Source organism: Nitrospira defluvii (assembly GCF_905220995.1).
GTDB lineage: Bacteria > Nitrospirota > Nitrospiria > Nitrospirales > Nitrospiraceae > Nitrospira_A > Nitrospira_A defluvii_C.
In genome coordinates this window covers 320,463-344,062 of sequence record NZ_CAJNBJ010000016.1, presented here as the reverse complement: position 1 = coordinate 344,062, position 23,600 = coordinate 320,463, and the positions used below count along the sequence as shown (strand labels likewise).

Sequence of the window (23,600 nt, the reverse complement as noted above, 5' to 3'; positions counted from 1 at the left end):
GAGAGTCGGAGGTTCGGTGCGCGGGTAGTCATGTCATGGCGCATTGTGTCGCCGGGGAGGCCATCCCGACCTCCCCGACACCTCATGAGCCATGTCTTCGACGACATGGTCGACGGCTACAATTGGGCCAGTTCCCTTTGCTCCATGGCCCTGGCGACTGCTGTGCGCAGCTTCTCGCCTTCCACCGGTTTCACCAGATAGTCGACTACGCCACTACGCAGGAAGGAAGTGGCCATGTCGGTATCGGGGAAACCGGTCAGGACGATGATCGGGACCCGTGGCCATTCCTGCTGGAAGTAGGCAATCGCCTCGACACCGTTGATCTTCGGCATGCGAATGTCACAGATCAGGACGTCCAACAGCAGCCGGTTTTCCCCGGTGTTGATGGCCTCGATGGCCTTTTCGCCATTCTCGGCCTCAAGCACTTCATAGCCCGCTTTCTGGAGGGTCATGCGAACGACTTTCCGGATGTCCGGTTCGTCATCGACGATGAGCACTCGGCCGTTACATGCAGTCTCACTCATGAAGAAGCCCGATTTGAAGTCTTCCATGATGCCCTCCTTGATGATGTGACGTTCGGTGGTTGCCAAGCCGTACTTGCTGTTGAGGTACAGCAACAGATGTGCCGGAGGGCAGCCATGGAAGAACATTGAAAATACAGGTGGTTAGCAGACAGGACTGACTGGACATTGCCGGCCTGGTGGTTGAGATCCACCAGGCCTGATGAAATGCACCACCGCGCTGGTGACCGGCAGAGCCCAGTGCGGCATGAAGAAAGGCGTGGCTCGGGAAGGAGGGGAGGCGCTCTTCGGCGAGCCGGTCTTACTTGCCTTGGGCTTGTCCGAAGAAATGGAGATCCTTGTCGCCCCGGATGTGTTCCGGGGTGATGACGTAGTGCCCGCCCATGGCGGGTCCCCAGATTTTGTCGGCCGTTGCCTTGTCGCCTCCAGTGAAGATGAAACCCATTCCGCCGGCGACCGCCCCCAACACCGCCACGGCCATCTTGATGCCCCCGTACGGCAAGGTGAGGAAGTAGCTTCCTAAGCCTTGGATCGCTTCCGAGCCGGAGCCGGCTGCAGAGGCCGGTCGCACCGAGACGGTCGCTTGGCAGACGAACGCAATCAGCAGCGCGCACAGGATCGTTTGGACCAGCGGACGGGGGCGGTATGAAACCCTCTGGATCATGAAGAAGCTCCTTTCATTCTACGTAGATGAACGGCATGAAACCGCCGCGCAAGTCGGTAGTGTAGCGGGCTGTGGCCTAAATTGCCATCCGCGACCGCATGACGTGTAGCAGGCGTGAGCATTGCTCCGTGGCCCGGATTGCCTTCGGCTTCCCGGATGCGTTATTCTCCACCCACGATGATTACCGCCGACGCCGTGACGACGTACATCCGACAGGTCTTCCCTGACGCTGCCGTGACCGTGATCGATAAGACCGGGACACAAGACCACCTGATCGTGCGGGTGACGTCGGCGGGTTTTTCCGAGAAGAATCTTCTGGACCGGCATCGAATGGTGTATCAGGCGCTGGCGGCTCCCATGAAAGACGGGCGCATTCACGCGCTGGAGATTACTGCCACGACGCCGGATGAAGTGAAATAAGAGGGAGGGACAGATGGCTGACCCGATTGAAGAAGAGATTCAGCGAGAAATCAAGGCGAACAAAATCTTGATCTACGGCAAGGGTACCAAGGCCATGCCGATGTGTGGGTTCACGCGGGAGACCATGCATTTTTTTGAGAAGTACGGGTACCCCTATGAGCTGATCGATGTGTTGTCCCAACCGGCGAAACGTGAGGCGCTGACCCGGTTGACCAACTGGCCGACCCTCCCGAAGGTGTTCATCGATGGGCAGTTCTACGGTGACACCGATATCCTGGACCCGATGGAAGCCAAGGGTGAGGTCGAGCCCTTGCTGAAAAAGGCGTTCGCCGCGTCATAAGGGAGCCGGCGGAGGAGGGAAGGGCTCTCGTCCATACCCGCTCCGCCTGGTACAGGTGGCGTCCGCCACCTGTCCATCCCCGGAGGGATCCCTACTCACGCAATTCTCCTAACTTCTTGCGCGACCGTCCCCTTGCCGATAGAATCCTGCCTACTGCTCATGGGTAAGGATTTACAAGCAAAACCCCCTCTCTGCGTCGATCTTGATGGCACGCTCATCAAGACGGACCTGCTGTGGGAATCCTTGTTGGTGCTGCTCAAGCAGAATCCGTTCCTCATTGTCCTGCTTCCCTGGTGGTTGTTCAAAGGCAAGGCCTATCTCAAGCATGAAATTGCCCGGAAGGTGACGCTTGACGCCAGCACGTTGCCCTATGACCAGGAACTAATCGAGTTTCTCGCAAACGAACGCCGCGAAGGACGAGAGTTGATTTTGGCCACCGCTAGTCATGTGAGTTATGCCCAGGCGGTGGCGACTCATCTTGGGTTATTCGACGAACGGGTGTTCGGAAGTGACCGCTCTGTCAATCTGAAGGGGGTGCGGAAAGTGGCCCTGCTGGTGGAGCGCTACGGTACCCGCCGGTTTGCCTACGCCGGGAATTCCACGGCAGATTTTCCTGTGTGGGCCGAGGCCAGCGAGGCGATCGTGGTCAATGCGTCGGCCGGCGTCGTCAGCCGTGCCCGTACGCTGACGACGGTCAGCCGCGTGTTCGGTACGCCGGTCAGATGGGTAAAGCAAGTCGCGAAGGCGTTGCGTGTTCACCAGTGGGCAAAGAATGTGCTGGTGTTTGTGCCGGTGATTGCCTCCCATCAACTGACCAATGGTCGGTTGTTGCTGCAGGCGGGTTTGGCCTTTTTCTCTTTCAGTTTGTGTGCCTCCTCGGTGTATATCGTCAACGATTGCCTCGATCTGGAGTCCGATCGCCGGCATCCGCGCAAACGAAACCGCCCGTTTGCTTCCGGTAGTCTCTCGATTCCCTTCGGTCTTGCCCTGGCCGCAGCCTGTCTCCTCGGCGGTGTCCTGCTGGCCTTTGCGCTTCCCCGGTTGTTTCTGCTTGTGCTGGTTGGGTACTTGGCGCTGACAACCGGCTATTCGTTTTATCTCAAGCAATTTGTGCTTTTGGATGTGATTGTCCTGGCGCAGCTCTATACCGTGCGTGTCTACGGCGGCGGGGCTGCGACCGGTGTCCCGCCGTCGCATTGGTTGTTGACGTTCTCGCTGTTCTTGTTTCTGAGCCTGGCGTTGGTGAAGCGGTTCACCGAGTTGCGACTCATGAGCCAAGCCGAAGGAAAGGGGTTGCATGGGCGCGGGTACTGGGTGACGGATCTGGAGCACATTTCGAGTATCGGAACGGCCAGCGGACTCCTGGCGGTGTTGGTGCTGGCGCTCTATATCAGCAGTAAAGAAGTGCTGCTGCTGTACACACATGCCGATGTGTTGTGGCTGGTATGTCCGGTGATGTTGTATTGGATCAGCCGGGTCTGGATGCTGGCCTATCGGAACCGAATGGACGACGATCCCGTGGTGTTTGCCGTGAAGGACCCCAAGAGTTATGCCATGGCAGCGGTCATTGGGGCCATTCTCTTTTTCGCCAAATGACGGCGACGCACCGTTAAATACCCCACCCCCCGCTGAGATGCAGGTTGGCGCCGTTCACATAGCGCGCGTCCTCGCTCAGTAAGTATCGGACGGCGCCGACCGTATCCCCCACGCTTCCGACGTATCCGGCAGGAATCCGTTTGACCACGCCAGCCAGCTCCTCCGGTGGCGCGCTCCCTGAATCAATGAAACCAGGAGAGATGGCGTTGACCGTGATCCCATAGGGTGCGAGCAATTTGGCCAATGTGCGCGTGAGGATCAGGACCCCGGCCTTGGCGATATAATGCCCAGTCACTTCCGGCTGAGCCACCATTTGGTCGGCATTGGCCATGCTGAAGTTGATGATGCGCCCGTGTCTCCGCGCCTTCATTCCCGGCGCGACGGCTTGCCCGAGGTAAAAAATCGGGTGCAGGTTTCCGTTGAACATCTCCTGCCACCCTGCCGTGGTCTCATCAAAGAGGTTCACACGGTGATAGGGGCCGGCTCCGTTGATGAGCGCATCAATTTGTCCCCACTGTGTTTCGACCTGCGAGACCAACCGCTGTGCCGCCTGCGGATCAGCGACGTCGCACTGCACGGCCAGGGCTTGGCCGCCAAGGGCCGCAATCGCGGCGCTGGTCTCCTGGGCGGCCGCGGCGCTGGTGCGGTAACAAATGGCGACAGACCAGCCTTGGCCGGCGAGATCCAATGCAATGGCACGGCCGATGCCTTTGGCTCCGCCGGTGATGAGGGCAACGTGGTTGGGCATGGGAAGCTCCCTTATGTCTGGCGTGTTCGAAGCCGTTTGGCGAGTAATTCCAGGGCGCCAGCGGTTCGCATTGAATAGACGCGCTCTTGTTTGGGGCGTGTCTTATCCGCCGCGCAGTCCTCGATCAGGTGCTGGAGGTCGTCGATGGTATCGACATCGTTCCAGGCCGGCAGTAGCGCGACGTTGAGCCCCTCTGCCTTCGCCTTCTGTTGCGTAAGCGCCGACACCTGATCCGTCGACCAGGGCATGCCCTCGAACAGGTGAGGATGAGGCGTCGTCATCCCGATCAGGTAGTAGCCGCCGTCCTGTGCCGGCCCCAACACCAGATCATGGCGAGAGAGTAATTCGACGGCATCGCGATAGTGGGTCAAGGGCAGCGAGGGAACGTCGGTGCCCACTAAGCAGACCCGCCGGTAGCCACGGGTACACAACGTGTTGAACGCCTGTCGCATCCGCATTCCCAGGTCCTCGCCTTCCTGGTCCAACAGGGTGACACCGTGGCGAGCCTCCATGATTCTGAAAAAGACATGGGCGCTTGACGGGGCGCAGGCCAGGTAGCGATCGACCGGAAGCTTGAATTTGGTGACGGCGGCCTTCGTCCGTTCGAGCGTATCAAGCACAAAACTGCCGTGCAGGGTTGCGGCCTCGTCTTCGGTCAGCGCGGGGCAGAGTCTGGTTTTGACCTGTCCCGGTATCGGGGCTTTCGCAAAGATCACCAGGGCTGCCGAGGCGGGTGGTTGACGGTTCGAGGGTCGTGCAGTCATGGATTTATCTCACCATCCTGTAGACATGTTGAAGTCGATGCGGGCTCACCCCGATCCAGTACAGGAAGCGAAGGGTCCACATCAACAGAATTGTGCGCAGCGGGCCCTGTTGCTCCCAACGGCGAAAGGCGGTTACGACCGTATCATGCAGGGGCGCGACCGCCCCGGCTCGTTTCATCCGACGCGTGAACTCGATATCTTCCATCAAGGGGATCTCGGCAAACCCGCCTATGTCCTCGAAGACCTTGCGCCGCACGAAGATAGCCTGGTCGCCGGTGGCAATGCCGCTGAGGCGGGATCGCACATTCATCAGGCCGGCGACAACGCGTGCCGTGAGGCAGGAAGAGTCAAAGCGCACATTAAATCGTCCGCCGACGCAGGCCTGGTTGGACAAGGCTGTCGAGACGGCCTGCCGGGCATTCGGCGGAAGCTGCGTATCGGCATGCAGGAACAGGAGGACGTCGCAACCGGTGGCGATGGCTCCTGCATTGAGTTGGCGTGCGCGTCCGGTCGGCGCCGTCAGCAGGCGAATGGGGGCCGGGGTGGATGGTGCCGGGCTGTGCTCCAAGGGAGAGGAAACCGGCCCGGCGAATGATTCCACGATCGCACGGGTGGTATCGGTACTGCCTCCGTCGACGATGACGAGGTCGTCGAATCCGAGCGTGGCAGTGCTGGCGAGTGTCTGCCTGATACAGAGGGCTTCGTTCAGAACCGGGATGATGACGGCGATGGTCATCGGGCGGGGAGGACGCGTGTGGGTAGAGGCGCCACCAGGGACCATTCAGGTCATCGGCTTGGTGTCTTTAAACATGAAATACATGACCACCGCGACGGTAGACCAGAAGACGACTTGTTTGTGCCAGAACAGCACCTCGCCATAGTGGAAAAAAGCCAGGCTGATCAGGACAGCGCCTGCCATGAGGGAATAGCGGATCGTCGGGTTTTCCACCACGGCATTCGCCCAGACCGCGATGCCGCCGAAGTAGATTAAGAGGGGCACGACGTTGATTTCGAATCCACCGCTGATCGACAAAAACACGTCGAGGAAGCCGATGAACATCAGGGCCGTGCCCACCATCATCCCGATGACATGGGCTTGCCGATCGGAATGGCTTTCCTCGTCCGGCCCCTCCTGGTTCGAGGGTGGTCTGGACGGACGTGTCGACACTTCGGGAAGATCGCTCGGTGGTGCCATGATCAGGCCTTAAAATGCTTGCTGAGGGTGAGGGCTTGCCGTTGGTATGACGAGCCGAGTGCCGTGCCATAGACCTGTGTCGGCACTGTTAACATCTGATCATACACTACTTTGAAGAAGGTTTGCCCGTCGTGAATGAGGAACGGAACGTCATGGGGGCGCACTTCCAAGACCACCTGGGTCCCTCGCATCTTGCCGTCTCCATAGCCAAACCCGGGATCGAAAAACCCGGCGTAGTGGGTGCGGAGTTCGCCACAGGCCGCTTCATAGGCCACCATTTCGGCAGCATATCCGGGCGGAACCCTGATCCGCTCTTTCGAGGCCAGAATATAAAATTCCTCCGGTTCCAGAAGAAGACTGTCGTGCCGGTGCCGTTTTAATGGCTCCCAAAAGTCGAGCGCCGCATAGTGCCCGACCTTCGCCAGGTCGATGACGTGGCTGTTTTTCTTCGCCCGGTACCCTATCACCGCGTCCTCCCGCGCGCTTCCGGTCAGGTCGATCCGCAAGAACAGGCCGCGCTCGGTGCGGAATTCCTTCTGGGGGAGCGCTTTTGGCGGCGAGGCGTTGCGGTACAGGAGCGGATCGGTACCGTGCAGTTTTTGCAGGGCGCTGTCCGAGACCGTCGCATCGCCACGGACGAAACGGATTTGATTCAACGAGTCGCCGGTGCGGACTTTGATGGCAAATGAACGGGGGACGACTTCCAAATACAGCGGGCCTCGATACCCCGCCCGGATCTCGTCGAAGCCCGCGTTCAAGTCGGTGACCACACGGGTGAAGACATCCAACCGTCCGGTTGTGCTTTTGGGGTTTGCCCGGGCACGAAGCGTGGCAGGAAGGTTCAACTGTTCCAGCAGCGGCACGAGATAGACGTGGCCTTTCTCGAGGATCGCGCCTTGCGACAGGTCCATCTCATACATCACGAGGTCGGATTGGTAGAAGTCGAGCACATTGAGCCGGCTGCTGATGGCCGACAACTCGGGCAGGAAGCTGCTGATCAGCCGGTAGGCCTTCTTGCCCAGACGCAAGTCGAGGCTGGCCGGCTGGATCTGTCGGTTTTCGATCGGGGCGTCTGATGTGATGGCGCCGTTCCCGATCAGCTGGACAATATCTTGATAGGGGAGAATTCCCTTCGAGGCCCGGGCCCGTTTCACAGGTGGTCGCTCCCTCCGTCGCACCCATTCGCCGTCGTGCCCCAGGAAGGGTGTGCGCCGACCATCGGTAACTCGCGCCCGTGCGCGGAGCCGGGTTGGGGGTAGTGATAGGTGTTATTTTCGTAGTTTCTCAGCACCGCGCTGTCTTCATCCAGATTGACCAAGTAATCCCCGGGGAGCAACGGGATTTTTCCTCCGCCGCCGGGAGCATCGATGACAAAATGCGGAACAGCCATGCCGCTCGTATGCCCCTGCAAGGCTTTGATGATCCGGAGGCCGGTTTCGACCGATGTCCGGAAATGGTTCGTCCCCTTCGTGAGATCGGCCTGGTACAAGTAATAGGGTTTGACCCGTGCCAACAACAATTGGTGCATCAGCCGCTTCATGATCTCAGGGTCGTCGTTAACCCCCTTGAGTAACACAGTCTGTGCGCCCAGGGGAACCCCGGCGTCGGCCAACATGCCGCAGGCGCGTTTGACCTCAGGGGTCAGTTCATCAGGGTGATTAAAGTGCAGGTTCATATAGAACGGATGGTACTTCTTGATGATCTCGCAAAGCTTGGGTGTGATGCGTTCGGGCAAGCTGCCCGGGACCCTCGTGCCGATTCGGATCACTTCCAAGTGCGGGATCGTGCGCAGTGATCTCAAAATCCGCTCCAGAAGATGATCAGGCAGCAGGAGCGGATCTCCTCCGGACAGAATGACATCCCGCACCTCCTGGTGTTCCCGCAGATAGGCAATGGCCCGGTCCAGTTCGCCCTTTTTGAGGAATCCCGGTTTGCCCACCAACCGTTTTCTCGTGCAGAAGCGGCAATAAATCGGGCATTGGTTGGTGACCATGAGCAGGACGCGATCGGGGTAACGGTGGACCAGATGCGGGACAGGGCTCATCAGGTCCTCTTCGAGCGGATCGTCCTCCGCATCGGCATCGGCCAGTTCTGCGCGATCGGGGACGACCTGCTTCCAAATCGCGTCCCCTTTCTCTTTGATGGTGCCCAACACGGTAGGTGTAATCCGCATGGGGTAGTCCCCCACGATGTCTTCAATCTCTTTCGGGTCGACCCCGAGCCGCTCAGCCAGATCCTTCGGCTTCACCACACTGTCGGCCAGGATGCGTCTCCAATCCTCCACTGGTCTATCCTTTCGCTGATGCCGAACCGGTATCTGGAGCCGTGGACAGCTGCGTCTGTCCGTGGCATCTCGTGCTCGCTCTGCCACTGGGCGTTTCCGATGCGGGGATCGGCGATCTCCTCACGGTCGTGCCTTGTCGTAGTGGGTGTCTAGGTGAGCGAGAATGTCGTGTGTTTCCGTCAAGATGGTGTCCCCGTCTTTCAAGACCGGTACGTAATATTGCCCCGAGACGTCATAGACTTGGCGGCGCATGGGACGAAAGTCCGGCACAATCACGTCCTCGTACGCGACCTTCAGTTTTTCAAGGCGGTCTCGGACAATCGCACAATCGGGACACCATTGAACATGATACAGCGTCAGGGCCATGGTTACCTACGATGAAAAAACGGGGTTGGTCATGAGCGAATACCTTGGTCTCTTGATTCCATGGTCACCACCCGCTAGGCCGGTATGTCCGGGCCGAGTGCGCAGGGTGCCAAAATGGCATCGACCATGCCATGGATGATTTTTTTGTTAGCGGGGCAGAGCGTCGCGAGGATTCCGCCGAGCTCGGCCTTGTCGCCGACGATAAAATAGTAGGGAGACAGACGTACTCTCCCGGACATCGGCACCACAGCATCGCTTCGCTCGTCAAAATAGGCTGAATCAAACAGGCAGCCTTTGTGAAACTCCTGCAGGACGTAGGGCGTTGTCGGAAATGCCTGGAGGGCCTGCTCCAAGGCCGAGGCCCATTCGACTTGCGGCAGGTCATGGCCGATGGAGACTCCCCGACTGCCCCAGGCCAGTTCCGAAAATCCTGAGGGCTTGATGACCAGTTGCCGTTCCTTCTGAGTGGTCTGCGCCAGACGGCGAAAGTCCGACACCGCGCGTCCACCGATTGTGAGGTGTGGAATGACTGCCGACGGGGGGATCGGGCGGGGGTCGAGAATCCAGGTTCGAGGCAACACCTGCTGTAATCTGGCCAGCAGGTCGGCGGACAGTGCCTGTTCCCAAAACGCGGCAAGCTCCGGGTGGTGAAACAGTCCAAAGGCCAATTTCTCCTCCAGCGCCGGCTTGTAGGGCGGAGTGACGGCGACCAGTCCCTTCTTGGCGGCATACATCATGAGCTCGGATTTGGGGATGTTCTTCAGGTCGAACAGTTCGAAGAAGCGATAGAGGAGTCCGATTCTCCGGGGTTGAGATTCGTGTTGGAGGAACAGGCCATCTTCCGTGAACTGCACGCCGCGGGGCTCGACACAGAAGGCCTGGTACCCGATTTCGCGCAAGCGGCCGGCCATCCATTCCATCTCAGCGCGGTATTCTTTTGCCTCGTCCGAGACCACGATGGCCAGGCAGCCCTCCTGCTCGCCTTGTTGGGTGCGTAGCATGGCGGCAAATCCCTGTAACATGCCGTCGCGCCCGGCGATCAATGGCGAGCGGTCCGGCGGCCTGTCGAGGGACGACGGGTCGAGCCTGAGCAGGTCATCGTACGCCCGGGTCAAGCAGGCCGTAAGCCCGATCCCCCCGGGAACCGAGTCCAGCTCGGTGATGACCATCCCATCGGCGGTCGGGATGACGTCCGGTCGAATGATACCGGGAAGCAGGTTCCGAAAGCGGTTCATCCGGCTGTAGGTGATCAGGGCTTCCGGCTTCCCTTGGTCAAGATAGGCCGCGACCCAGCTCGGTTGTGTGCCCCGAATGCTGTCCTGGTACACACGATTCAGCGCTTTATAGAAGGCCAGCAGGTCCTGCCCGAGTTGCTGGAAAAACGTCACGTCGGACGGGGGCAGGTGAAAGGCCGTCGGGGCCAGGCGAAACCGCAGGGGTTGGGGCGTAGAGCCCGTGGTCGTCGCAGTGTCTCCCGCTTCGACCGGGCCATACACACCGGCATGAACGAGCGCATCGCGGATTGCGAGACAACGTCGGCGGGCTTCGTCGGAGTTCAATGGCTCACGTGAAAGTTGTGCCAGTGCCAATGCAATGTCCTCGATGCTCGCAGCGCACTCGCGGGTGGATTCGAGGTGGGCAAATCGTACCATGGGCTCCGACACCGGTACAAGTCGCCGTGGTGATGGGAGGCGGCTTGCCCTGCTTGGGAGCGGGGCCGAGGGAGGGCATACAGGTCGAACAGTAGGACCCTTCGCGGGTTAGTGCTACAATGCCGCCACAGCGCATGACGAGTCCATTCGTTCAAGCTACCCCCGCGATTCCTTCACGGCCCGTAGGTCAGTCCCTCCTGCAGATCGTGCCAAGCACGGCCTGTCTTCACTGCGACGTTTGTTGCCGGTTTCCCGAGTCGGACAGTTTTCTTCGGCCCTTTTTTACGGCCGACGAAATTCGCTTGGCTGTGGGGGCTGGACTGGCGCCCGAGCGGTTTTCCGACGTGGAGGGTGCGCAGATCGAGGTGGTGCCCAATCCGTCGGGGGAGGGCTATCTGTGCCCGGCATTTGATCCCGCTACTTCGCATTGCCGTATTTATGATCGACGCCCGCTGGACTGTCGGCTCTACCCATTTGCTCTGATGTGGGATGCCTCTCACACCCAGGTCCTGCTCGGTTGGGACACGAAGTGCCCCTATATGCGGGACCTCCCCTCCGCGCCGATTGAGCAGGCGGCGGAGGGCACGGCTCGCTGGATCGAGGAGGATGCCACTCTGGAGATTCTCGCGCGGTATCCCAGGCTCGTCGGACGTTTCCAGGATGATGTGATTGTCCTCCGTCCCTTGGCGCGGGTGACCGAACGTCTTCAGCAGGGGAGGTTGCCGGTACGCATGCAGCCCCTGACCATTGAGGATCGACATCGGCTGGAATCTGCGCTGGCTGAGAGCCCCGGTGCTCAGGAGCTGCCCCTTGCCGCCGCCTCGTTTGCCTTTCATTATATCTGGCGACATCGCCTGACCTATTCCTGGGCCGACCTTCACGGGCATCTGTGTCTGTTTGCTGATTCCCCGGACGGGATCTTCATGGTCCTACCCCCTCTTGGAACGGGCCCGCTGGCAGAGCCAGTGGCCGCGGCGTTCCGCCTGATGCGTGAACGAAATGGTTCTTCCTCAGTCACGAGGATGGCCAACGTCCCCGAAGCCTCCGTGGCGGAACTGCGGGCCGCGGGATATGTCGTGACGGCTCAAGAGCCGGATTACCTGTATGCGGCAGCAGATCTGGCCGATCTCGTCGGAGACGCGTATCGGTCGCCTCGGGCGGCCTGTAATCGGTTCCTGCGTGAACATGACGGGGTGTTCGAACCCTACGACCCACGCGATCGACCAGCGTGCCTGAGTCTGTTCCGTGAATGGAGTGAACAGAAGCAGCGAGCCGGAGAAGATGATTGGGCTAAGGCCCTGCTGGAGGACGCAACAGGCGCCCATGAAGCGGCCTTGTCCGCCTATGATGAATTGGGGCTGACCGGGGCGGTCGTGCGGGTGCAGGGTCGTATACGGGCCTACACGATGGGGTTGTGGTTGAACCAGTCGGTGTTCTGTGTCTTGCTGGAAGTGGCGGATCGGGATATGGTGGGGGCGGGACCGTTCATATTTCGTGAATTCTGTCGCCAAGCTCGCAACAAAGGGGCATGTTGGATCAACACCATGGATGATTCCGGTCTTCCGAGTCTGGCTCGTGCCAAACACTGGTATCGTCCCGCGCGATTGTTGCCGAATTATACTGTGACGGAGCCCCGACGATGACCCCCTCTTCTCCCGCCGCGTCTTCACGCCGGTCCTATCCCTGGCTGCCTGTCCTGATCGTCGGTATGACGATTGTGGCGTTTGTGATCGGGGTCGTCATGCTGCGCTCGATTGAAGTGCGCATGGTGGAGGCGACCGGAGAAAACCTCACCCTTGCCTCGGCTGAGATTGCAGATAAGCTGGACCGGCTCCTCTTCGAGCGGCACGCCGACGTGCGCATGATGGCCAGGGCTGTTTCGGGTCGTGCCGCCGACAAGAAATTCATGAATGAGTACTTGCAGTGGATGAAGGAAACCTACGCACCGGTCTATCTGTGGCTGGGGGTGACCGATGCTCAGGGGCGTATGGTGGCGTCGACGGACTCCTCGACGATCGGTCAGGACTATGGGCGCAGCGGCTGGTTCGATCGTGTGCGTCAAACCGGCGCGGTGCAGGTCGATGAGGTCGAGGTTCACGAATCGAATCATAAGATCGAGTCCATCGCTTTCACGGCCCCTATCATCGCGATAGACGGCCGGTTTCTTGGTGCGGTCACGACGCGCATCGGACTGCCGATGCTGGAAGATGTGCTCATCGAAACGGTGCGTGAAATTCAGCAGACCGAAGGCGCCGTCGGACCCTTCGAGTATCAGTTCTTGACCAAGGCCGGAATGGTGTTTGTGGATTCGGCGTCGACCAGCGTGGAGCGGACCAATCTCCGTGAAATGGGATTGCCCTCGGTGCTGCTGAGTAGCTCGGGTAAGGCCGGGTATGTGGAGGAAATGCATGTGCGCCGGCGCGTACCCGTGGTCACGGGCTATTCGCAGACTAAGGGATATAGCGAGTATTCGGGCTTGCAGTGGACCATTCTCCTGCGCATCGATCGCGACGTCATCCTTCTGCCGATTCGGGCGATGATGTGGAAGCTTGGCATGGCCGGCGTGGTGGTCTGGCTTCCCATGGTGGGGTTGCTGCTTTGGGCCACCGGGCGACTGCGCGATCAGCATCGGCAGGCCCAGCAGGAAAGTGAATGGGCGCGGGCCGCCGAAGCCGCGCTCTTGCAGAGCCAGGAACGCAATCGCGTCATCGTCGACACGGCGCTGGATGCGGTCATTTCCATGGACGCGGGCGGCATCATTACCGATTGGAATGCTCAGGCCGTCAACATCTTTGGGTGGGAACGGGAAGAGGCTCTGGGCCGACGGGTGTCAGAGACGGTGATTCCTAGCCGTGACCGGGAAGCGCATGAACGCGGGTTGCGTCATTTCCTGGATACCGGACAAGGTGCGCTCCTCAATCGACGGATCGAAATGATGGGCAGTCACCGTGATGGCCACGAATTCCCTGTGGAAATTACCATTTCTCCGGCCAGATTGGGCGATGCGTATATCTTCAGCGCGTTCATCCGGGACATCACGGCTCGCAAGCGGACGGAGCGCCAGCTGGCGTCTCAGTATGCCGTCACTCGCGTGTTAGCCGAGTCACGGACGCTGGAGGAGGCCGGCCCAAAAATTCTGCAGGCGATCTGCGAAAGCCTCGAATGGGAATTGGGTATTTTCTGGCGGCTGGACCGGCAGAGCAGTGTGTTGCGTTGCCTGGATGTCTGGCAGTCCCCGGGGCTGAATGCCGAAGAATTTGTGTTGGAAACCTGGCAGCATACCTTCTCGATCGGCCAGGGGCTTCCCGGACGGATTTGGCAGGCAGGGGAGCCCACCTGGATCAAGGATGTGGTGCAAGAGGCGAATTTCCCGCGCGGCGCCGCGGCCTCCCGGGTGGGCCTGCATGGCGCGTTCGGATTTCCCGTCCGGGTCGGCACAGAGGTGGAGGGCGTCATCGAGTTATTCCGGCGGGAAATCAAACAGCCGGACGAGCAGTTGTTGAAGATGGTGGCCGATGTGGGACTCAAGATCGGCCAGTTCGGCGATCGAGCCAGGGCGGAGGAAGCCTTGCGTCGCACGGAGGCCCAGCTTCAGCAGTCGCAGAAGATGGAAGCCGTTGGGCGGTTGGCCGGCGGAGTCGCTCACGACTTCAACAACATGCTGACTGTGATTCGCGGGTACAGCGAGCTGGTGCTCAGCCGTCTTTCGCCCACCGATGGATTCCGAAAAGAGTTAGAAGAGGTGAAGAAGGCAGCGGATCGCGCGTCAGGCCTCACGGGGCAGTTGCTGGCCTTCAGCCGTCGGCAGTTTATTGCGCCGAAGGTGTTGGACCTGAATTCCGTGATCCACAATATGGAGGGCATGCTCAGGCGATTGCTGGGTGAGGACATCGTGGAGCTCTGCACGGTGATGGATCCCGGTTTGGGGCAGGTGAAGGCAGATCCCGGTCAGGTCGAGCAGGTCATCATGAATCTGGCCGTCAACGCGCGCGATGCCATGCCGAACGGGGGCCGCTTGACCGTGGAAACTGCCAACGTGCAATTCGGCCCGCGCCGCAATCGTCCGCCGATGGGCGCCGAGCCCGGTTCCTATATTGCGCTGATTGTGCGCGATACGGGGCATGGGATGGACGAGGACACCCAGTCGCACGTGTTCGAGCCGTTTTTCACCACCAAGGAAAAGGGCAAGGGGACCGGCCTCGGGTTGTCGACGGTCTATGGGATCGTCAAACAGAGCGGGGGGTTTATCGAGGTAGAGAGTAAGCCGGGCCGCGGGGCGACGTTCAAAATTTTCTTCCCCCGCGTGGAGGCCGCGAGTCCGGAAGCCGAATCCGTCGCTGTCGGTGGTGACTCGGTGCGCGGGCGTGAGACCGTGTTGTTGGTGGAGGATGAACCGGGGGTCCGGCGCTTGGTCAATGAGACATTGCGACTCCATGGATATACCGTGCTGGAGGCTCGGCATGGTATCGAGGCCTTGCTCACCGGCGCCAAACATGCAGGGCCGATTCATTTGCTCCTGACGGACGTCGTGATGCCGCAAATGAGCGGCCCTGAGGTTGCTGAGAAGCTGGCCACGGTGCGCCCGGAGGTCAAGGTACTGTACATGTCCGGCTATCCGGACCATCCGGCTTTTTCTAAGGGCGGCATCGATACTGAGCATTCCTTCCTGCAAAAGCCTTTCACGCCGACGACACTGGCTCAAAAGGTTCGAGAAGTGCTGGACGGCTCCAAGGTCGGCTGATGAATGGGAGACCCCGGCGTCGGCATCCCATGGCATCCGGCCGATCGCTTGAACTTCCTGCTCGTTTCCGTTTATCGTGGCGCACCATGCGGTTGACTCAATTCAATGTAGGGGTGTGGCGATGAACGAGGGGCGAACGGCGACGGTTTCGAAGGGGTACGAACAAGGCATCGACCAATACCGGATTGCCCAGGAGCCCTTTTATGCCGACGTGCGGGGTGAGGTGGGCCTGTTTACCATCGCCGCCAAGAGCCGGATGCCGGTCATGCTCAAGGGGCCGACGGGCTGCGGAAAAACGCGATTCGTCCAGCACATGGCCTATCGGTTGGGCCGGCCGTTGATTACCGTGGCTTGCCATGAAGACCTGACTGCTTCCGATCTCGTCGGCCGCTACCTCTTGAAGGGCCAGGAGACGGTGTGGATGGACGGTCCGCTCACGCTTGGAGTGAAGCAGGGGGCCATTGTCTATCTGGACGAGATCGTCGAGGCCCGCAAAGACACCACCGTCATCATCCATCCGTTGAGCGATGACCGGCGGCTCCTGCCGATCGAGAAAAAGGGGCAGGTCATCGAGGCGGTTGATGACTTCATGCTGGTCATCTCATACAACCCCGGCTACCAAAGCATCCTGAAAGATCTGAAACAAAGCACCAAACAGCGCTTTATGGCTATTGAGTTTGATTATCCAATGCCGGCGATCGAGGCTCAGGTTGTGGCGCACGAGGCCGGTGTGGGTGCCGAGATCGCGCAACGGCTTGTGAAGATTGCTGAGAAAGTCCGCAATCTGAAGAATCATGGCCTCGAAGAGGGCGTCAGCACTAGGCTGCTGATCTATGCCGCGACCTTGATCAAGCAGGGTGTTCCAGCTGAGCGCGCTTGCGATGTGGCCCTGGCCCGTCCGATCACCGATGATCCGGACATGTTGCGTAGCATTGTTGAAGTTGTGAAAGCGGTGTTCTAACTCAGGTGCCGGTTGTGGCCCGGCGTCCGCAGGCAGCGTGTGAGCAGCGCAGATTCCCAGCGCCAACGCCGAATTCCATCAGAAGCAGAGATCGTTCGCACCACGCCTGACGGCGCGATCATCGCGGTGCATGTCCAGCCGAAAGCTTCGCGTACAGCATGTGCCGGGATCCATGGTCAGGCGGTGAAGATTCGTGTGGCCGCGCCGCCGTCTGACGGGGCAGCGAACGACGAGTTGTGCCGCTTTCTTGCCCGTCTCTGTGATCTTCCGTCGAGTGCGGTCGTCATTCTGAGCGGAGCGGGGAGCCGGCAGAAACTGGTCCTAGTCAAGGGCCGTTCAGCGGAGCAGGTGCGTGCGCAACTCCAACTGCACTGAGTCTCCAAGCGGAGAGGTCCGGCGGGATCGTGGGTTATGCCGATGGGAGGCCGTATGCACGATGACCTAGAAGCCTGGCGGGCGTGGCTCGTTCGCACATTTAGCCGGATCGGAGCACGAGGCGCTCAAGGTCTCAGCTTCTTCATGATTCTGACTCTGGTTGCTTGCGCTGGCCCGGAGCCGATTCTCAAGCCAACCACGTATCTGCAGCTGCATGGCAAAGATCAGGCAGAACGTGAGGCAGCGGTGTGTGGACTGAAGGCAGAGCGGTCCGGGTTGGACCATGGGACCAACCGCAGCGGGAATGCCGGTGCCGGGGCAACCTTGGGCCTCATCGGAGGGGCGGCGGTGGGAGCCTCTGCCGGGTTGATCGGAGGGCCCACGGGCATTGCCATTGGGGCAGCTGCAGGGGGCGCGGTCGGCACGGTATTGGGCCTGCTGGCGGGCACCTACAAGCCGCTCCAGCCACGGCAGGACTATGCCGCCTTTGTCGAACGGTGCCTGAAGGACAAAGGGTATGAGACCGAAGGGTGGCAATGACCAGGTCGCGCGTGGTTCTGAGGCCCGTCGTGATTAGAAGGTAAAGCAACCTGAATAGTCGGCGATCAGGCATTGCACCCGAATAGAAATCCGTTCCAGCCGCTCCAGTTGTTGCGGCGTGGGCGCCGATCGGTCCAACTCCCGCATCCAGTCGACATCCTGCCGCAATTTCCTTAGCGACCAGCGTGACGTCCCGGGAATGAGTGTCTCCTCGTGAATGGCTTGTTCCACGATGCCGCGAAATGATGCGACTTCATCGGCGAACTCCACCCGTTGGGGGTGAAAGGTATACAGGGTCTCGTCCTGTCCCATCAGCGCGACGAGCTGGTTGAGCCATTCAACGGTGGCGGCCATGCGTTCGTAGTTAAGCGTACTGGCGACATCGCCTGCCGTGTGATAGCGAGGTGAGCGCGCCGCGGACAGAAAGAGAAACGGGATCTGGTGGTTGCGGAACACGTCATAATCGCTGAAGGCCTTGTGCCCGCGATCAGGGATTTCTTCGACAAGATGAATTCCAACCGGGAATACGGTGAGCGATGGCACCGACGTGCGAGTGACGTGTCTGTAGAATTCCGGGCTTTTCTCCGCGCCGGTGGCGAAAATCGCATTCTTGAGCGGTGTCCAGTGCACGCCTCCCATCAGGTCCATGATGATGACAGCTTGAAGATTGTCGGCAGCGCCGATTTCCGGTGGCGGGTGATGAAACAGAAATTGCGAGCCCATTTCCGGCGTACCGAAATACGGGGATTCCTCGCTGTTGAACGCTACGAACAGGATACCGTAGCGGGAGGCCTTGGCCAGGCTGCGGCCTGTTTCGATCAGAATGGCGATGGAGGAGGCGTTGTCGTCGGCTCCGAGGAAGGGATACCCCAGGTGGTCATAATGGGCACCGATCACAATCCAGCGTGTGGTGCCGGTGCCGTCGATCGGTGGAATGATTCCGAGGATGTTGTCGCCCATCCGTTCAGAGATGGTCTGCCGATAGCCGCCGAGGGAGGGGAGCGGTTGCAGTCCGACCGCACGAAACTGTTCCTCGATGTAGTGTGCAGCCTGGCGGTTGCCGATGCTACCCGGTTGGCGTCCGGACAATTCGGGACTGGCCAGGAAGGACACGTGGGCATGGAGTTGCCGAGCGGAGGGGCTGGTGACCGGCAAGGCTCTCGGATCGATGGCGTCCATCGTGCGGAGGCAACCGGTCGCGGTGACGGAGATGAGGGCTAACAACAGCCAGAGGAGAAGGGGTGGCACCAGTGCTTTCTGTCGTCGGCTGTCACTGCGCACGCTTACACCGCGGGATCCGGAGGGGAAGCAGGAGGTGCGTCCTTTGTCGCCATGGGCAGCGCCTTGTGCCGGAGCGCCCGGCCCTTGTCAGGAGTCGGATCAGGGACGAGGCCGTAGCATTGACGCCCTTCGTGGTCCTCGGGCAGGTACTCGGTGATTGGCATGCCTTCTTCGTTCACGAAGAGCAAACAGTGGCAATATTTATAGATCTGCATTTCGTCGCACGCGCACATCCAGCGCCGCAACTTGGATTCGGCCTGTTTGTCGGGGTAGAAGTTGCAGGGGCAGAGTGGCTTGCCTAACTCGTCGATGTGCGCGGCCAATCCCAGAACGACGGCGTTGGTCACCGCCTGATTCGGGTGCATGCTCGTGCCGCTCTTCTCAGCGAAGCCTTTGACATACTTCCACATCTTCTCGAGACTTTCTTTGCTTGGCTCAGCCATTCCGTCCCTCGCGTTCCTTTCGCCCAGGTAAACGTCTGCCGGTCATTGATAGGTCTTGCCCGTGCGGACACAGTTTACAAGCGAAATTGTGTCCTTTACAATCCACGACTTCCCTTACAACGGACTATTCAGCCATGGCGTCTGGGCGCGCGTCCCAACAACTTCTTGATCTGCTTGCCGACCAACTTGGAGGGGACTCTGCTGCGGCAGTGGTGACCACCATCGCCGAATCGTCCGTCAGGCCTGACACGTTGGACGGGGTATTGGTGCTGCTGGAAGAGCTCACGGATGAGGCCCCGAAAGCAGCGAGGGGAGCCATTGACGCCTTGGCGGAGTTGCAACGCCGGGGACTTCTTGCCGAGGTGTTGCCCTGGTTGGATTTGGGAGTGGCTCTTGCCGCGGATTCCGGGGCCTTGGCCCTGCGATTCTTTAAAGAAAGTCCGATCCTGCTGGGTCTGCTCGAACCGCCGCAACGACGAGTCGTGCTGACGGCGGGGCTGGAGCTTGCCGATCGGCAGGCCAACGTGGCGGTGGAGTTTATTCGGATTGCGCCGGACGTCATCAGCGTGCTGTCGCCGGACGACTGGCCCACCTGGCTGGACTTGGCCTGCGAACTGGCGGAGACGGATTTTGCCTTGGCCGTGGAATATATCCGTCAAATTCCCTCCATCGCGCCCGTGTTGACGCCAGAGCTGGTGCGTCCGTGGGTGCGGTTCGGGATGCAATTGATCGTGGAGAACAGTCTCGGTAAGCCGGATTATTTGGGGGCGTTGGAGTTTTTCCGGACAAGTCCCTCCATCCTGCAAGACATCGCTGATCAGGAGCAACGCCATCATGTCATGCGATTGGGCGCGCAGATGGCTGAGCGTTCGCCGGAAGCCGGCATTACGGCCTTGGCAGAGGCCCCGTCGATTCTTCGCGGTTTGCCGAACGACGAATGGCGGGTGCAGGTGTTGCGCTACGGACTGCTGCTGGCCGAGCGTGATGCCGACACGGCCCTGGCCTATTTCCGGCGTTGTCCTGAATTGGTCGCCCTGATCGGATCCGGCGACGGGGCGGTCGAGAAATTCCAGGCCTGGTTCGCTTCCGGCATGGAGGTGTTGGAATTCAGCCTCGACGGGGGACGCGCCTATTTTGCGATGGAATCGGAGAAGGCGTTGGGCGCGCTGTCGCAGGCGATGAGTGGTGTGCCGCTTCGCCAGATCGCGCGGCGTGTCAGCTTGTTTGCGCAGGCGCTCTGTGGTCGGGATGTGCGTATCCACGATCTGCCTCATGCGCTTGAGTCGGTCCAGCCCATGGCTCGCGCCACGGTCAGTGAAGACGGTCGGAGTATCGGACTTCCCTCTATCGTTCGACGTTATCCGACGTATGACGAGAATGTGCGCCTCTATATGGTTATGACTGCGCATGAAGCTGGCCACCTCGAATTCGGTACCTTCGACTTGCCCATCGCCTGCCTGCAGGACCTGACTCAGGAACTTGCGCAACGATATGGGCGCAAGGCCTCACGGGAAGCCCGCAGCCTGGGGGATGTGTTTGCACGATATCCTCAACCCGGTCTGATCCGCGATCTCTGGGCCCTCCTCGAGGATGCCAGGGTGGAGTATTTGCTGCGCGCCGAATATCCGGGATTGAGCCGGGATTTGGCCTTGATTGCCAAAGACGCGGTGAGTGTTCGAGGTCTTGCGCATGGGATGACGGTGCGGGAACTGGTCGTCGACCAGTTGCTGCTCCTCTCCACCACCGAGGCAGATTCCGTTTTGATTCCTGATGCCGTGAAACGTGAGGTCGAGGAGCTCTGGGGACTCTGTCGGACGATCTTTCATGCGCAAGCAAGTGCTGAGGAGGCGGTACGACTCGCCGATCGGCTCTATGTGCGGATGGACGAGTTGCTCAGGGTTCGCCGGGAAACGATTCCCACCCAGGATGAGGCAGAGGTGCCCGAACAGTCGATCCCTGCTCCCAAGTCGTCGGAGGATCTATCCGAGACCTATCGCTCTATGGACAACTGGGACTACCGCGGTGCGATGGATCCCAACCTGGTGAGAGATCGAGCCGACTCGAGTTCTGAGGATCGCGCGGCTTCCGGCCAGGGGGACAGCGAGGGTGGTACCGGCTTGGCCGGCGATTCCGGTGGCTCGTCAGGCGCCGGCACGGCGCGATCGCAGCAGACATCGCAAGAGATGTTGGTTGCTGGGCGACGCCCGCCCAGCATGGTGGAAGAGATGTTGGCGGTGGAGGGCGAGGGGCGCCAACCTCAGGATGAGAAGGCCGGGGCGACCAAGGCGGTGCGATACCATGAATGGGATGCCGCCATTCAGGACTATCGCATGAACTGGTCCCGCGTGTTGGAGCGAGAAGCGGCCGAGGGGGCATCGGAGTTTGTCGAAGCGACCTTGGCGGCTCAGCGCGGACCGGTCCGGCTGTTGAGACGGTATTTTGAGAGTCTGCGTCCCCCCGGACTTCGGCGAATGCCCGGCCAGGTAGACGGTGAAGACTTGGACATGGACGCCCTCGTCGGTCGGCTCGCTGATCTGAAGGCAGGTATTGAACCATCGGAGCGGATGTATGTGCGGCGGGAAAAGCGGGAGCGGGAGGTGGCGGCGGCGTTCCTAGTCGATCTCAGCGGTTCCACCAGCCGACAGGTGGAGCAGGGGAGACGGATCATCGACATTGAAAAGCAGGGGTTGGTGTTGTTGTGCGAGGCGCTCACCGCGATCGGCGACCAATTCGCGGTCTATGGGTATTCGGGACAGGGACGGCATCAGGTGGATTTTGTGGTGATCAAAGGGTTCGATGAGCCGGTGACCGGTCGAGCGGGCGCCAAATTGGGGGGGATCGTTCCGCTTCAGCAGAATCGTGACGGGGCGGCGATCCGCCATGCCACGAGTAAACTGCTCGCCCGCCAGGCGAAGACGCGATTACTGGTCGTCATCAGTGACGGACGGCCGTTGGATGACGGGTACAAGGACGAGTATGCGCTTGAAGACACCCGTGTGGCGCTGCGGGAAGCCCGGGCCTGCGGCATCGAGCCGGTGTGTATCACGATCGACAAGCAGGCGGATCCCTATCTGCGGCGGATGTACGGAGACGTACGGTACGTGGTCATTGATCGTGTGGAGGGGTTGCCGGAGAAGCTGCCGAGGATTTACCATCGGCTGACCGCCTGATCGGTCACCTCAACGGTTTTCAGTATTGGAGCACGCTACGATGTTTGAGCAGTCACCACGACCGACCGTGCCACCCTGGCTGTATAAGCTGTTCACGGGACATCAGTATCCCTATGTCCGGCGGCAGGCCAAGTTTGCGAATCGAGACATCAAGCCCGGCGAGGAACGGCCCGAGCCAACACGGGAGGAGATTGACGCGAAGTTTTGGGAGATTTATCCGCGTTGTACGGCCAAGCTTCTTGAGGAAGTAAAGTCCGGCATGATCGTGGTGTTTCATGAGTTGGGGGAATATCCACCGGGCGGATACCAGGGACTGGTAGATGCGCCGGAAGAGTTCCTCGCGACGACGTATGGAAAGAAGAAAATCAAAGTGAATTTTTATGACGGAGACAATTTTGTCTGCACGATCAATTTCAAGGTCGGCGGCTGGACGGGTCATGAACCGACGTGAAGGGTAAACGGTGGGTGCAAAGGGGACTTTGCGCCTGACGCTTCACGTTTCACGCTTCACGAGGTGGGATGATGGGACGACCAAAGATTACGGTAGTGGGTGCGGGAAACGTCGGGGGAACGGTCGCGCAGCGGTTGGCCGAGAAGGATGCCTACGAGGTCGTGCTCGTCGACATTGTTCCGGGGGTTCCGCAGGGCAAGGCCTTGGATATTACCCAGGCCGGCCCGGTGTGCGGCTACAGCACCAGAGTTGTCGGGACGAACGGCTATGACGAGACTGCGGGGTCGTCCATCGCTGTCATCACCTCGGGGATCCCCCGCAAGCCGGGCATGAGCCGTGATGAACTGCTGGCGACGAATGCCAAGATCGTCAGATCCGTCGTGCAGGAATTGGTGTCGCGTTCGCCGAACATCATTTTGCTCCTGGTCACCAATCCCTTGGACGCCATGGTGCATGTGGCACGTCAGGTCAGCAGGCTGCCGAAATCGCGGGTGCTCGGGATGGCAGGGGTGCTGGACACGGCCCGATTGCGGTCGTTCGTTGCGGAAGAGTTGCATGTGTCCGGGATGGATGTGCAAGCCATGGTGTTGGGCGGCCACGGCGATACGATGGTGCCGTTGGTGCGGCAAACGACGGTGGCCGGTACTCCCATTACCGACCGGCTGCCTCAGGATCGGCTGGCGGCGTTGATCAAGCGCACGCAGGACGGCGGGGCGGAGATCGTGGGACTGCTCAAGACCGGCAGCGCGTTTTATGCACCGTCGGCTGCGGCGGTTGATATGGTCGAAGCGATCATGAACGATCAGAAGCGTGTGCTCCCCTGTGCGATGTTGTGCGAAGGGGAATATGGGTTGAAGGATGTGATTGTCGGTGTGCCGGTGACGTTGGGCCGGTCCGGTGGAGAGTCCATTGTGGAATATGAGCTGACGGCCGAAGAACGGCGCGCCTTGCAGGCCTCAGCCGATGCGGTGCGAGAGCTGTGTGGTGTGGTTGATCGTCTGATGACCGCCTAGCCCACAGGCTTGAGCGCAACAGGGCAGGGCGTGCCGGTTCTTGACAAGCCTCGGCAGCCTGCAGTAGAGAACGTG

At 60.1% G+C, this 23,600-nt stretch carries 23 protein-coding genes; 11 read left to right on the top strand and 12 right to left on the bottom strand.

Annotated features, from left to right (window positions below):
* Positions 1–116 precede the first annotated feature (116 nt).
* Together KJA79_RS13175 and KJA79_RS13170 are read right to left on the bottom strand one after the other, a co-directional pair.
* Entirely contained in the window at positions 117–551 is a 435-nt protein-coding gene (locus KJA79_RS13175; RefSeq protein WP_213042508.1) for a response regulator, read from the bottom strand.
* Positions 552–822: 271 nt separating this feature from the next.
* Complete coding sequence (locus KJA79_RS13170) at positions 823–1,185, bottom strand: hypothetical protein (RefSeq protein WP_213042507.1); 363 nt, start codon at positions 1,183–1,185, stop codon at positions 823–825.
* A 177-nt stretch (positions 1,186–1,362) separates the two neighbouring features.
* On the opposite strand from KJA79_RS13170, the gene KJA79_RS13165 reads away from it, so the two are divergent.
* The 3 genes from KJA79_RS13165 (at position 1,363) to KJA79_RS13155 (ending at position 3,541) form a co-directional block, all read left to right on the top strand.
* Complete coding sequence (locus KJA79_RS13165) at positions 1,363–1,605, top strand: BolA/IbaG family iron-sulfur metabolism protein (protein ID WP_213042506.1); 243 nt, start codon at positions 1,363–1,365, stop codon at positions 1,603–1,605.
* A gap of 13 nt (positions 1,606–1,618) precedes the next feature.
* On the top strand, positions 1,619–1,945 hold the full coding sequence (locus KJA79_RS13160; RefSeq protein ID WP_213042505.1) for a glutaredoxin family protein: 327 nt from the start codon (positions 1,619–1,621) through the stop codon (positions 1,943–1,945).
* 159 nt (positions 1,946–2,104) lie between these two features.
* Positions 2,105–3,541, top strand: coding sequence for a UbiA family prenyltransferase (locus KJA79_RS13155; RefSeq protein WP_246507643.1), 1,437 nt, complete (start codon positions 2,105–2,107; stop codon positions 3,539–3,541).
* A 13-nt stretch (positions 3,542–3,554) separates the two neighbouring features.
* Here KJA79_RS13155 and KJA79_RS13150 read toward each other — a convergent pair whose 3' ends face one another.
* The 8 genes from KJA79_RS13150 to KJA79_RS13115 all read right to left on the bottom strand — a co-directional run bounded on the left by KJA79_RS13150 (position 3,555) and on the right by KJA79_RS13115 (position 10,550).
* Positions 3,555–4,289 carry an SDR family NAD(P)-dependent oxidoreductase gene (locus KJA79_RS13150; protein ID WP_213042503.1) on the bottom strand — a complete coding sequence of 245 codons (735 nt, stop codon included), beginning with the start codon at positions 4,287–4,289 and terminating at the stop codon, positions 3,555–3,557.
* Between the two features lie 11 nt (positions 4,290–4,300).
* Positions 4,301–5,053 carry a TIGR04282 family arsenosugar biosynthesis glycosyltransferase gene (locus KJA79_RS13145; protein WP_213042502.1) on the bottom strand — a complete coding sequence of 251 codons (753 nt, stop codon included), beginning with the start codon at positions 5,051–5,053 and terminating at the stop codon, positions 4,301–4,303.
* Positions 5,054–5,057: 4 nt separating this feature from the next.
* On the bottom strand, positions 5,058–5,789 hold the full coding sequence (locus tag KJA79_RS13140) for a TIGR04283 family arsenosugar biosynthesis glycosyltransferase (RefSeq protein ID WP_213042501.1): 732 nt from the start codon (positions 5,787–5,789) through the stop codon (positions 5,058–5,060).
* 45 nt (positions 5,790–5,834) lie between these two features.
* Positions 5,835–6,248 (bottom strand): hypothetical protein, encoded by a 414-nt coding sequence (locus KJA79_RS13135; RefSeq protein ID WP_213042500.1) that lies wholly within the window; start codon positions 6,246–6,248, stop codon positions 5,835–5,837.
* Between the two features lie 2 nt (positions 6,249–6,250).
* Positions 6,251–7,402 carry a 2'-deoxycytidine 5'-triphosphate deaminase gene (locus tag KJA79_RS13130; protein ID WP_213042499.1) on the bottom strand — a complete coding sequence of 384 codons (1,152 nt, stop codon included), beginning with the start codon at positions 7,400–7,402 and terminating at the stop codon, positions 6,251–6,253.
* Positions 7,399–8,532, bottom strand: coding sequence for a KamA family radical SAM protein (locus KJA79_RS13125; protein WP_213042498.1), 1,134 nt, complete (start codon positions 8,530–8,532; stop codon positions 7,399–7,401). The genes KJA79_RS13130 and KJA79_RS13125 overlap by 4 nt, the downstream gene beginning before the upstream one ends.
* Positions 8,533–8,652: 120 nt before the next feature.
* Positions 8,653–8,898 carry a glutathione S-transferase N-terminal domain-containing protein gene (locus KJA79_RS13120; protein WP_213042497.1) on the bottom strand — a complete coding sequence of 82 codons (246 nt, stop codon included), beginning with the start codon at positions 8,896–8,898 and terminating at the stop codon, positions 8,653–8,655.
* A gap of 74 nt (positions 8,899–8,972) precedes the next feature.
* On the bottom strand, positions 8,973–10,550 hold the full coding sequence (locus tag KJA79_RS13115) for a hypothetical protein (protein ID WP_213042496.1): 1,578 nt from the start codon (positions 10,548–10,550) through the stop codon (positions 8,973–8,975).
* Between the two features lie 134 nt (positions 10,551–10,684).
* Between KJA79_RS13115 and KJA79_RS13110 the strand changes: the two genes are divergently transcribed.
* From KJA79_RS13110 to KJA79_RS13090, 5 genes are all read left to right on the top strand, one after another.
* Entirely contained in the window at positions 10,685–12,193 is a 1,509-nt protein-coding gene (locus KJA79_RS13110; RefSeq protein ID WP_213042495.1) for a phosphatidylglycerol lysyltransferase domain-containing protein, read from the top strand.
* A complete protein-coding gene (locus tag KJA79_RS13105) occupies positions 12,190–15,291 on the top strand; it encodes a PAS domain S-box protein (protein WP_213042494.1) in 3,102 nt (1,033 codons plus the stop codon). Before KJA79_RS13110 ends, KJA79_RS13105 begins: the two co-directional genes overlap by 4 nt.
* A gap of 121 nt (positions 15,292–15,412) precedes the next feature.
* The gene (locus KJA79_RS13100) at positions 15,413–16,252 is read left to right on the top strand and encodes a CbbQ/NirQ/NorQ/GpvN family protein (RefSeq protein ID WP_213042884.1); all 840 of its coding nucleotides are present in this window, start codon (positions 15,413–15,415) and stop codon (positions 16,250–16,252) included.
* 39 nt (positions 16,253–16,291) lie between these two features.
* The gene (locus KJA79_RS13095; protein WP_246507641.1) at positions 16,292–16,627 is read left to right on the top strand and encodes a DUF167 domain-containing protein; all 336 of its coding nucleotides are present in this window, start codon (positions 16,292–16,294) and stop codon (positions 16,625–16,627) included.
* A 54-nt stretch (positions 16,628–16,681) separates the two neighbouring features.
* Positions 16,682–17,167, top strand: coding sequence for a hypothetical protein (locus tag KJA79_RS13090; RefSeq protein WP_213042493.1), 486 nt, complete (start codon positions 16,682–16,684; stop codon positions 17,165–17,167).
* Positions 17,168–17,200: 33 nt separating this feature from the next.
* Here KJA79_RS13090 and KJA79_RS13085 read toward each other — a convergent pair whose 3' ends face one another.
* Together KJA79_RS13085 and KJA79_RS13080 are read right to left on the bottom strand one after the other, a co-directional pair.
* On the bottom strand, positions 17,201–18,415 hold the full coding sequence (locus KJA79_RS13085; RefSeq protein ID WP_213042492.1) for a M28 family metallopeptidase: 1,215 nt from the start codon (positions 18,413–18,415) through the stop codon (positions 17,201–17,203).
* 35 nt (positions 18,416–18,450) lie between these two features.
* Positions 18,451–18,891, bottom strand: a complete 441-nt coding sequence (locus KJA79_RS13080) for a ferredoxin-thioredoxin reductase catalytic domain-containing protein (protein ID WP_213042491.1) — start codon at positions 18,889–18,891, stop codon at positions 18,451–18,453.
* A gap of 134 nt (positions 18,892–19,025) precedes the next feature.
* Here KJA79_RS13080 and KJA79_RS13075 point away from each other — a divergent pair, with 134 nt between their 5' ends.
* The 3 genes from KJA79_RS13075 (at position 19,026) to mdh (ending at position 23,525) form a co-directional block, all read left to right on the top strand.
* Positions 19,026–22,061: a nitric oxide reductase activation protein NorD gene (locus tag KJA79_RS13075; protein ID WP_213042490.1), complete on the top strand. Its 3,036-nt coding sequence runs from the start codon at positions 19,026–19,028 to the stop codon at positions 22,059–22,061.
* A 40-nt stretch (positions 22,062–22,101) separates the two neighbouring features.
* Positions 22,102–22,512 carry a hypothetical protein gene (locus KJA79_RS13070; protein WP_213042489.1) on the top strand — a complete coding sequence of 137 codons (411 nt, stop codon included), beginning with the start codon at positions 22,102–22,104 and terminating at the stop codon, positions 22,510–22,512.
* A 71-nt stretch (positions 22,513–22,583) separates the two neighbouring features.
* Positions 22,584–23,525 (top strand): malate dehydrogenase, encoded by a 942-nt coding sequence (mdh, locus tag KJA79_RS13065; protein WP_213042882.1) that lies wholly within the window; start codon positions 22,584–22,586, stop codon positions 23,523–23,525.
* Positions 23,526–23,600 lie beyond the last annotated feature (75 nt).

Bases quoted from the DNA above. Each gene is read 5' to 3' on its own strand.
- KJA79_RS13175 (WP_213042508.1), bottom strand. From the start codon at position 551: ATGGAAGACTTCAAATCGGGCTTCTTCATGAGTGAGACTGCATGTAAC.
- KJA79_RS13170 (WP_213042507.1), bottom strand. From the start codon at position 1,185: ATGATCCAGAGGGTTTCATACCGCCCCCGTCCGCTGGTCCAAACGATC.
- KJA79_RS13165 (WP_213042506.1), top strand. From the start codon at position 1,363: ATGATTACCGCCGACGCCGTGACGACGTACATCCGACAGGTCTTCCCT.
- KJA79_RS13160 (WP_213042505.1), top strand. From the start codon at position 1,619: ATGGCTGACCCGATTGAAGAAGAGATTCAGCGAGAAATCAAGGCGAAC.
- KJA79_RS13155 (WP_246507643.1), top strand. From the start codon at position 2,105: ATGGGTAAGGATTTACAAGCAAAACCCCCTCTCTGCGTCGATCTTGAT.
- KJA79_RS13150 (WP_213042503.1), bottom strand. From the start codon at position 4,289: ATGCCCAACCACGTTGCCCTCATCACCGGCGGAGCCAAAGGCATCGGC.
- KJA79_RS13145 (WP_213042502.1), bottom strand. From the start codon at position 5,053: ATGACTGCACGACCCTCGAACCGTCAACCACCCGCCTCGGCAGCCCTG.
- KJA79_RS13140 (WP_213042501.1), bottom strand. From the start codon at position 5,789: ATGACCATCGCCGTCATCATCCCGGTTCTGAACGAAGCCCTCTGTATC.
- KJA79_RS13135 (WP_213042500.1), bottom strand. From the start codon at position 6,248: ATGGCACCACCGAGCGATCTTCCCGAAGTGTCGACACGTCCGTCCAGA.
- KJA79_RS13120 (WP_213042497.1), bottom strand. From the start codon at position 8,898: ATGGCCCTGACGCTGTATCATGTTCAATGGTGTCCCGATTGTGCGATT.
- KJA79_RS13115 (WP_213042496.1), bottom strand. From the start codon at position 10,550: ATGGTACGATTTGCCCACCTCGAATCCACCCGCGAGTGCGCTGCGAGC.
- KJA79_RS13110 (WP_213042495.1), top strand. From the start codon at position 10,685: ATGACGAGTCCATTCGTTCAAGCTACCCCCGCGATTCCTTCACGGCCC.
- KJA79_RS13105 (WP_213042494.1), top strand. From the start codon at position 12,190: ATGACCCCCTCTTCTCCCGCCGCGTCTTCACGCCGGTCCTATCCCTGG.
- KJA79_RS13100 (WP_213042884.1), top strand. From the start codon at position 15,413: ATGAACGAGGGGCGAACGGCGACGGTTTCGAAGGGGTACGAACAAGGC.
- KJA79_RS13090 (WP_213042493.1), top strand. From the start codon at position 16,682: ATGCACGATGACCTAGAAGCCTGGCGGGCGTGGCTCGTTCGCACATTT.
- KJA79_RS13080 (WP_213042491.1), bottom strand. From the start codon at position 18,891: ATGGCTGAGCCAAGCAAAGAAAGTCTCGAGAAGATGTGGAAGTATGTC.
- KJA79_RS13075 (WP_213042490.1), top strand. From the start codon at position 19,026: ATGGCGTCTGGGCGCGCGTCCCAACAACTTCTTGATCTGCTTGCCGAC.
- KJA79_RS13070 (WP_213042489.1), top strand. From the start codon at position 22,102: ATGTTTGAGCAGTCACCACGACCGACCGTGCCACCCTGGCTGTATAAG.
- mdh (WP_213042882.1), top strand. From the start codon at position 22,584: ATGGGACGACCAAAGATTACGGTAGTGGGTGCGGGAAACGTCGGGGGA.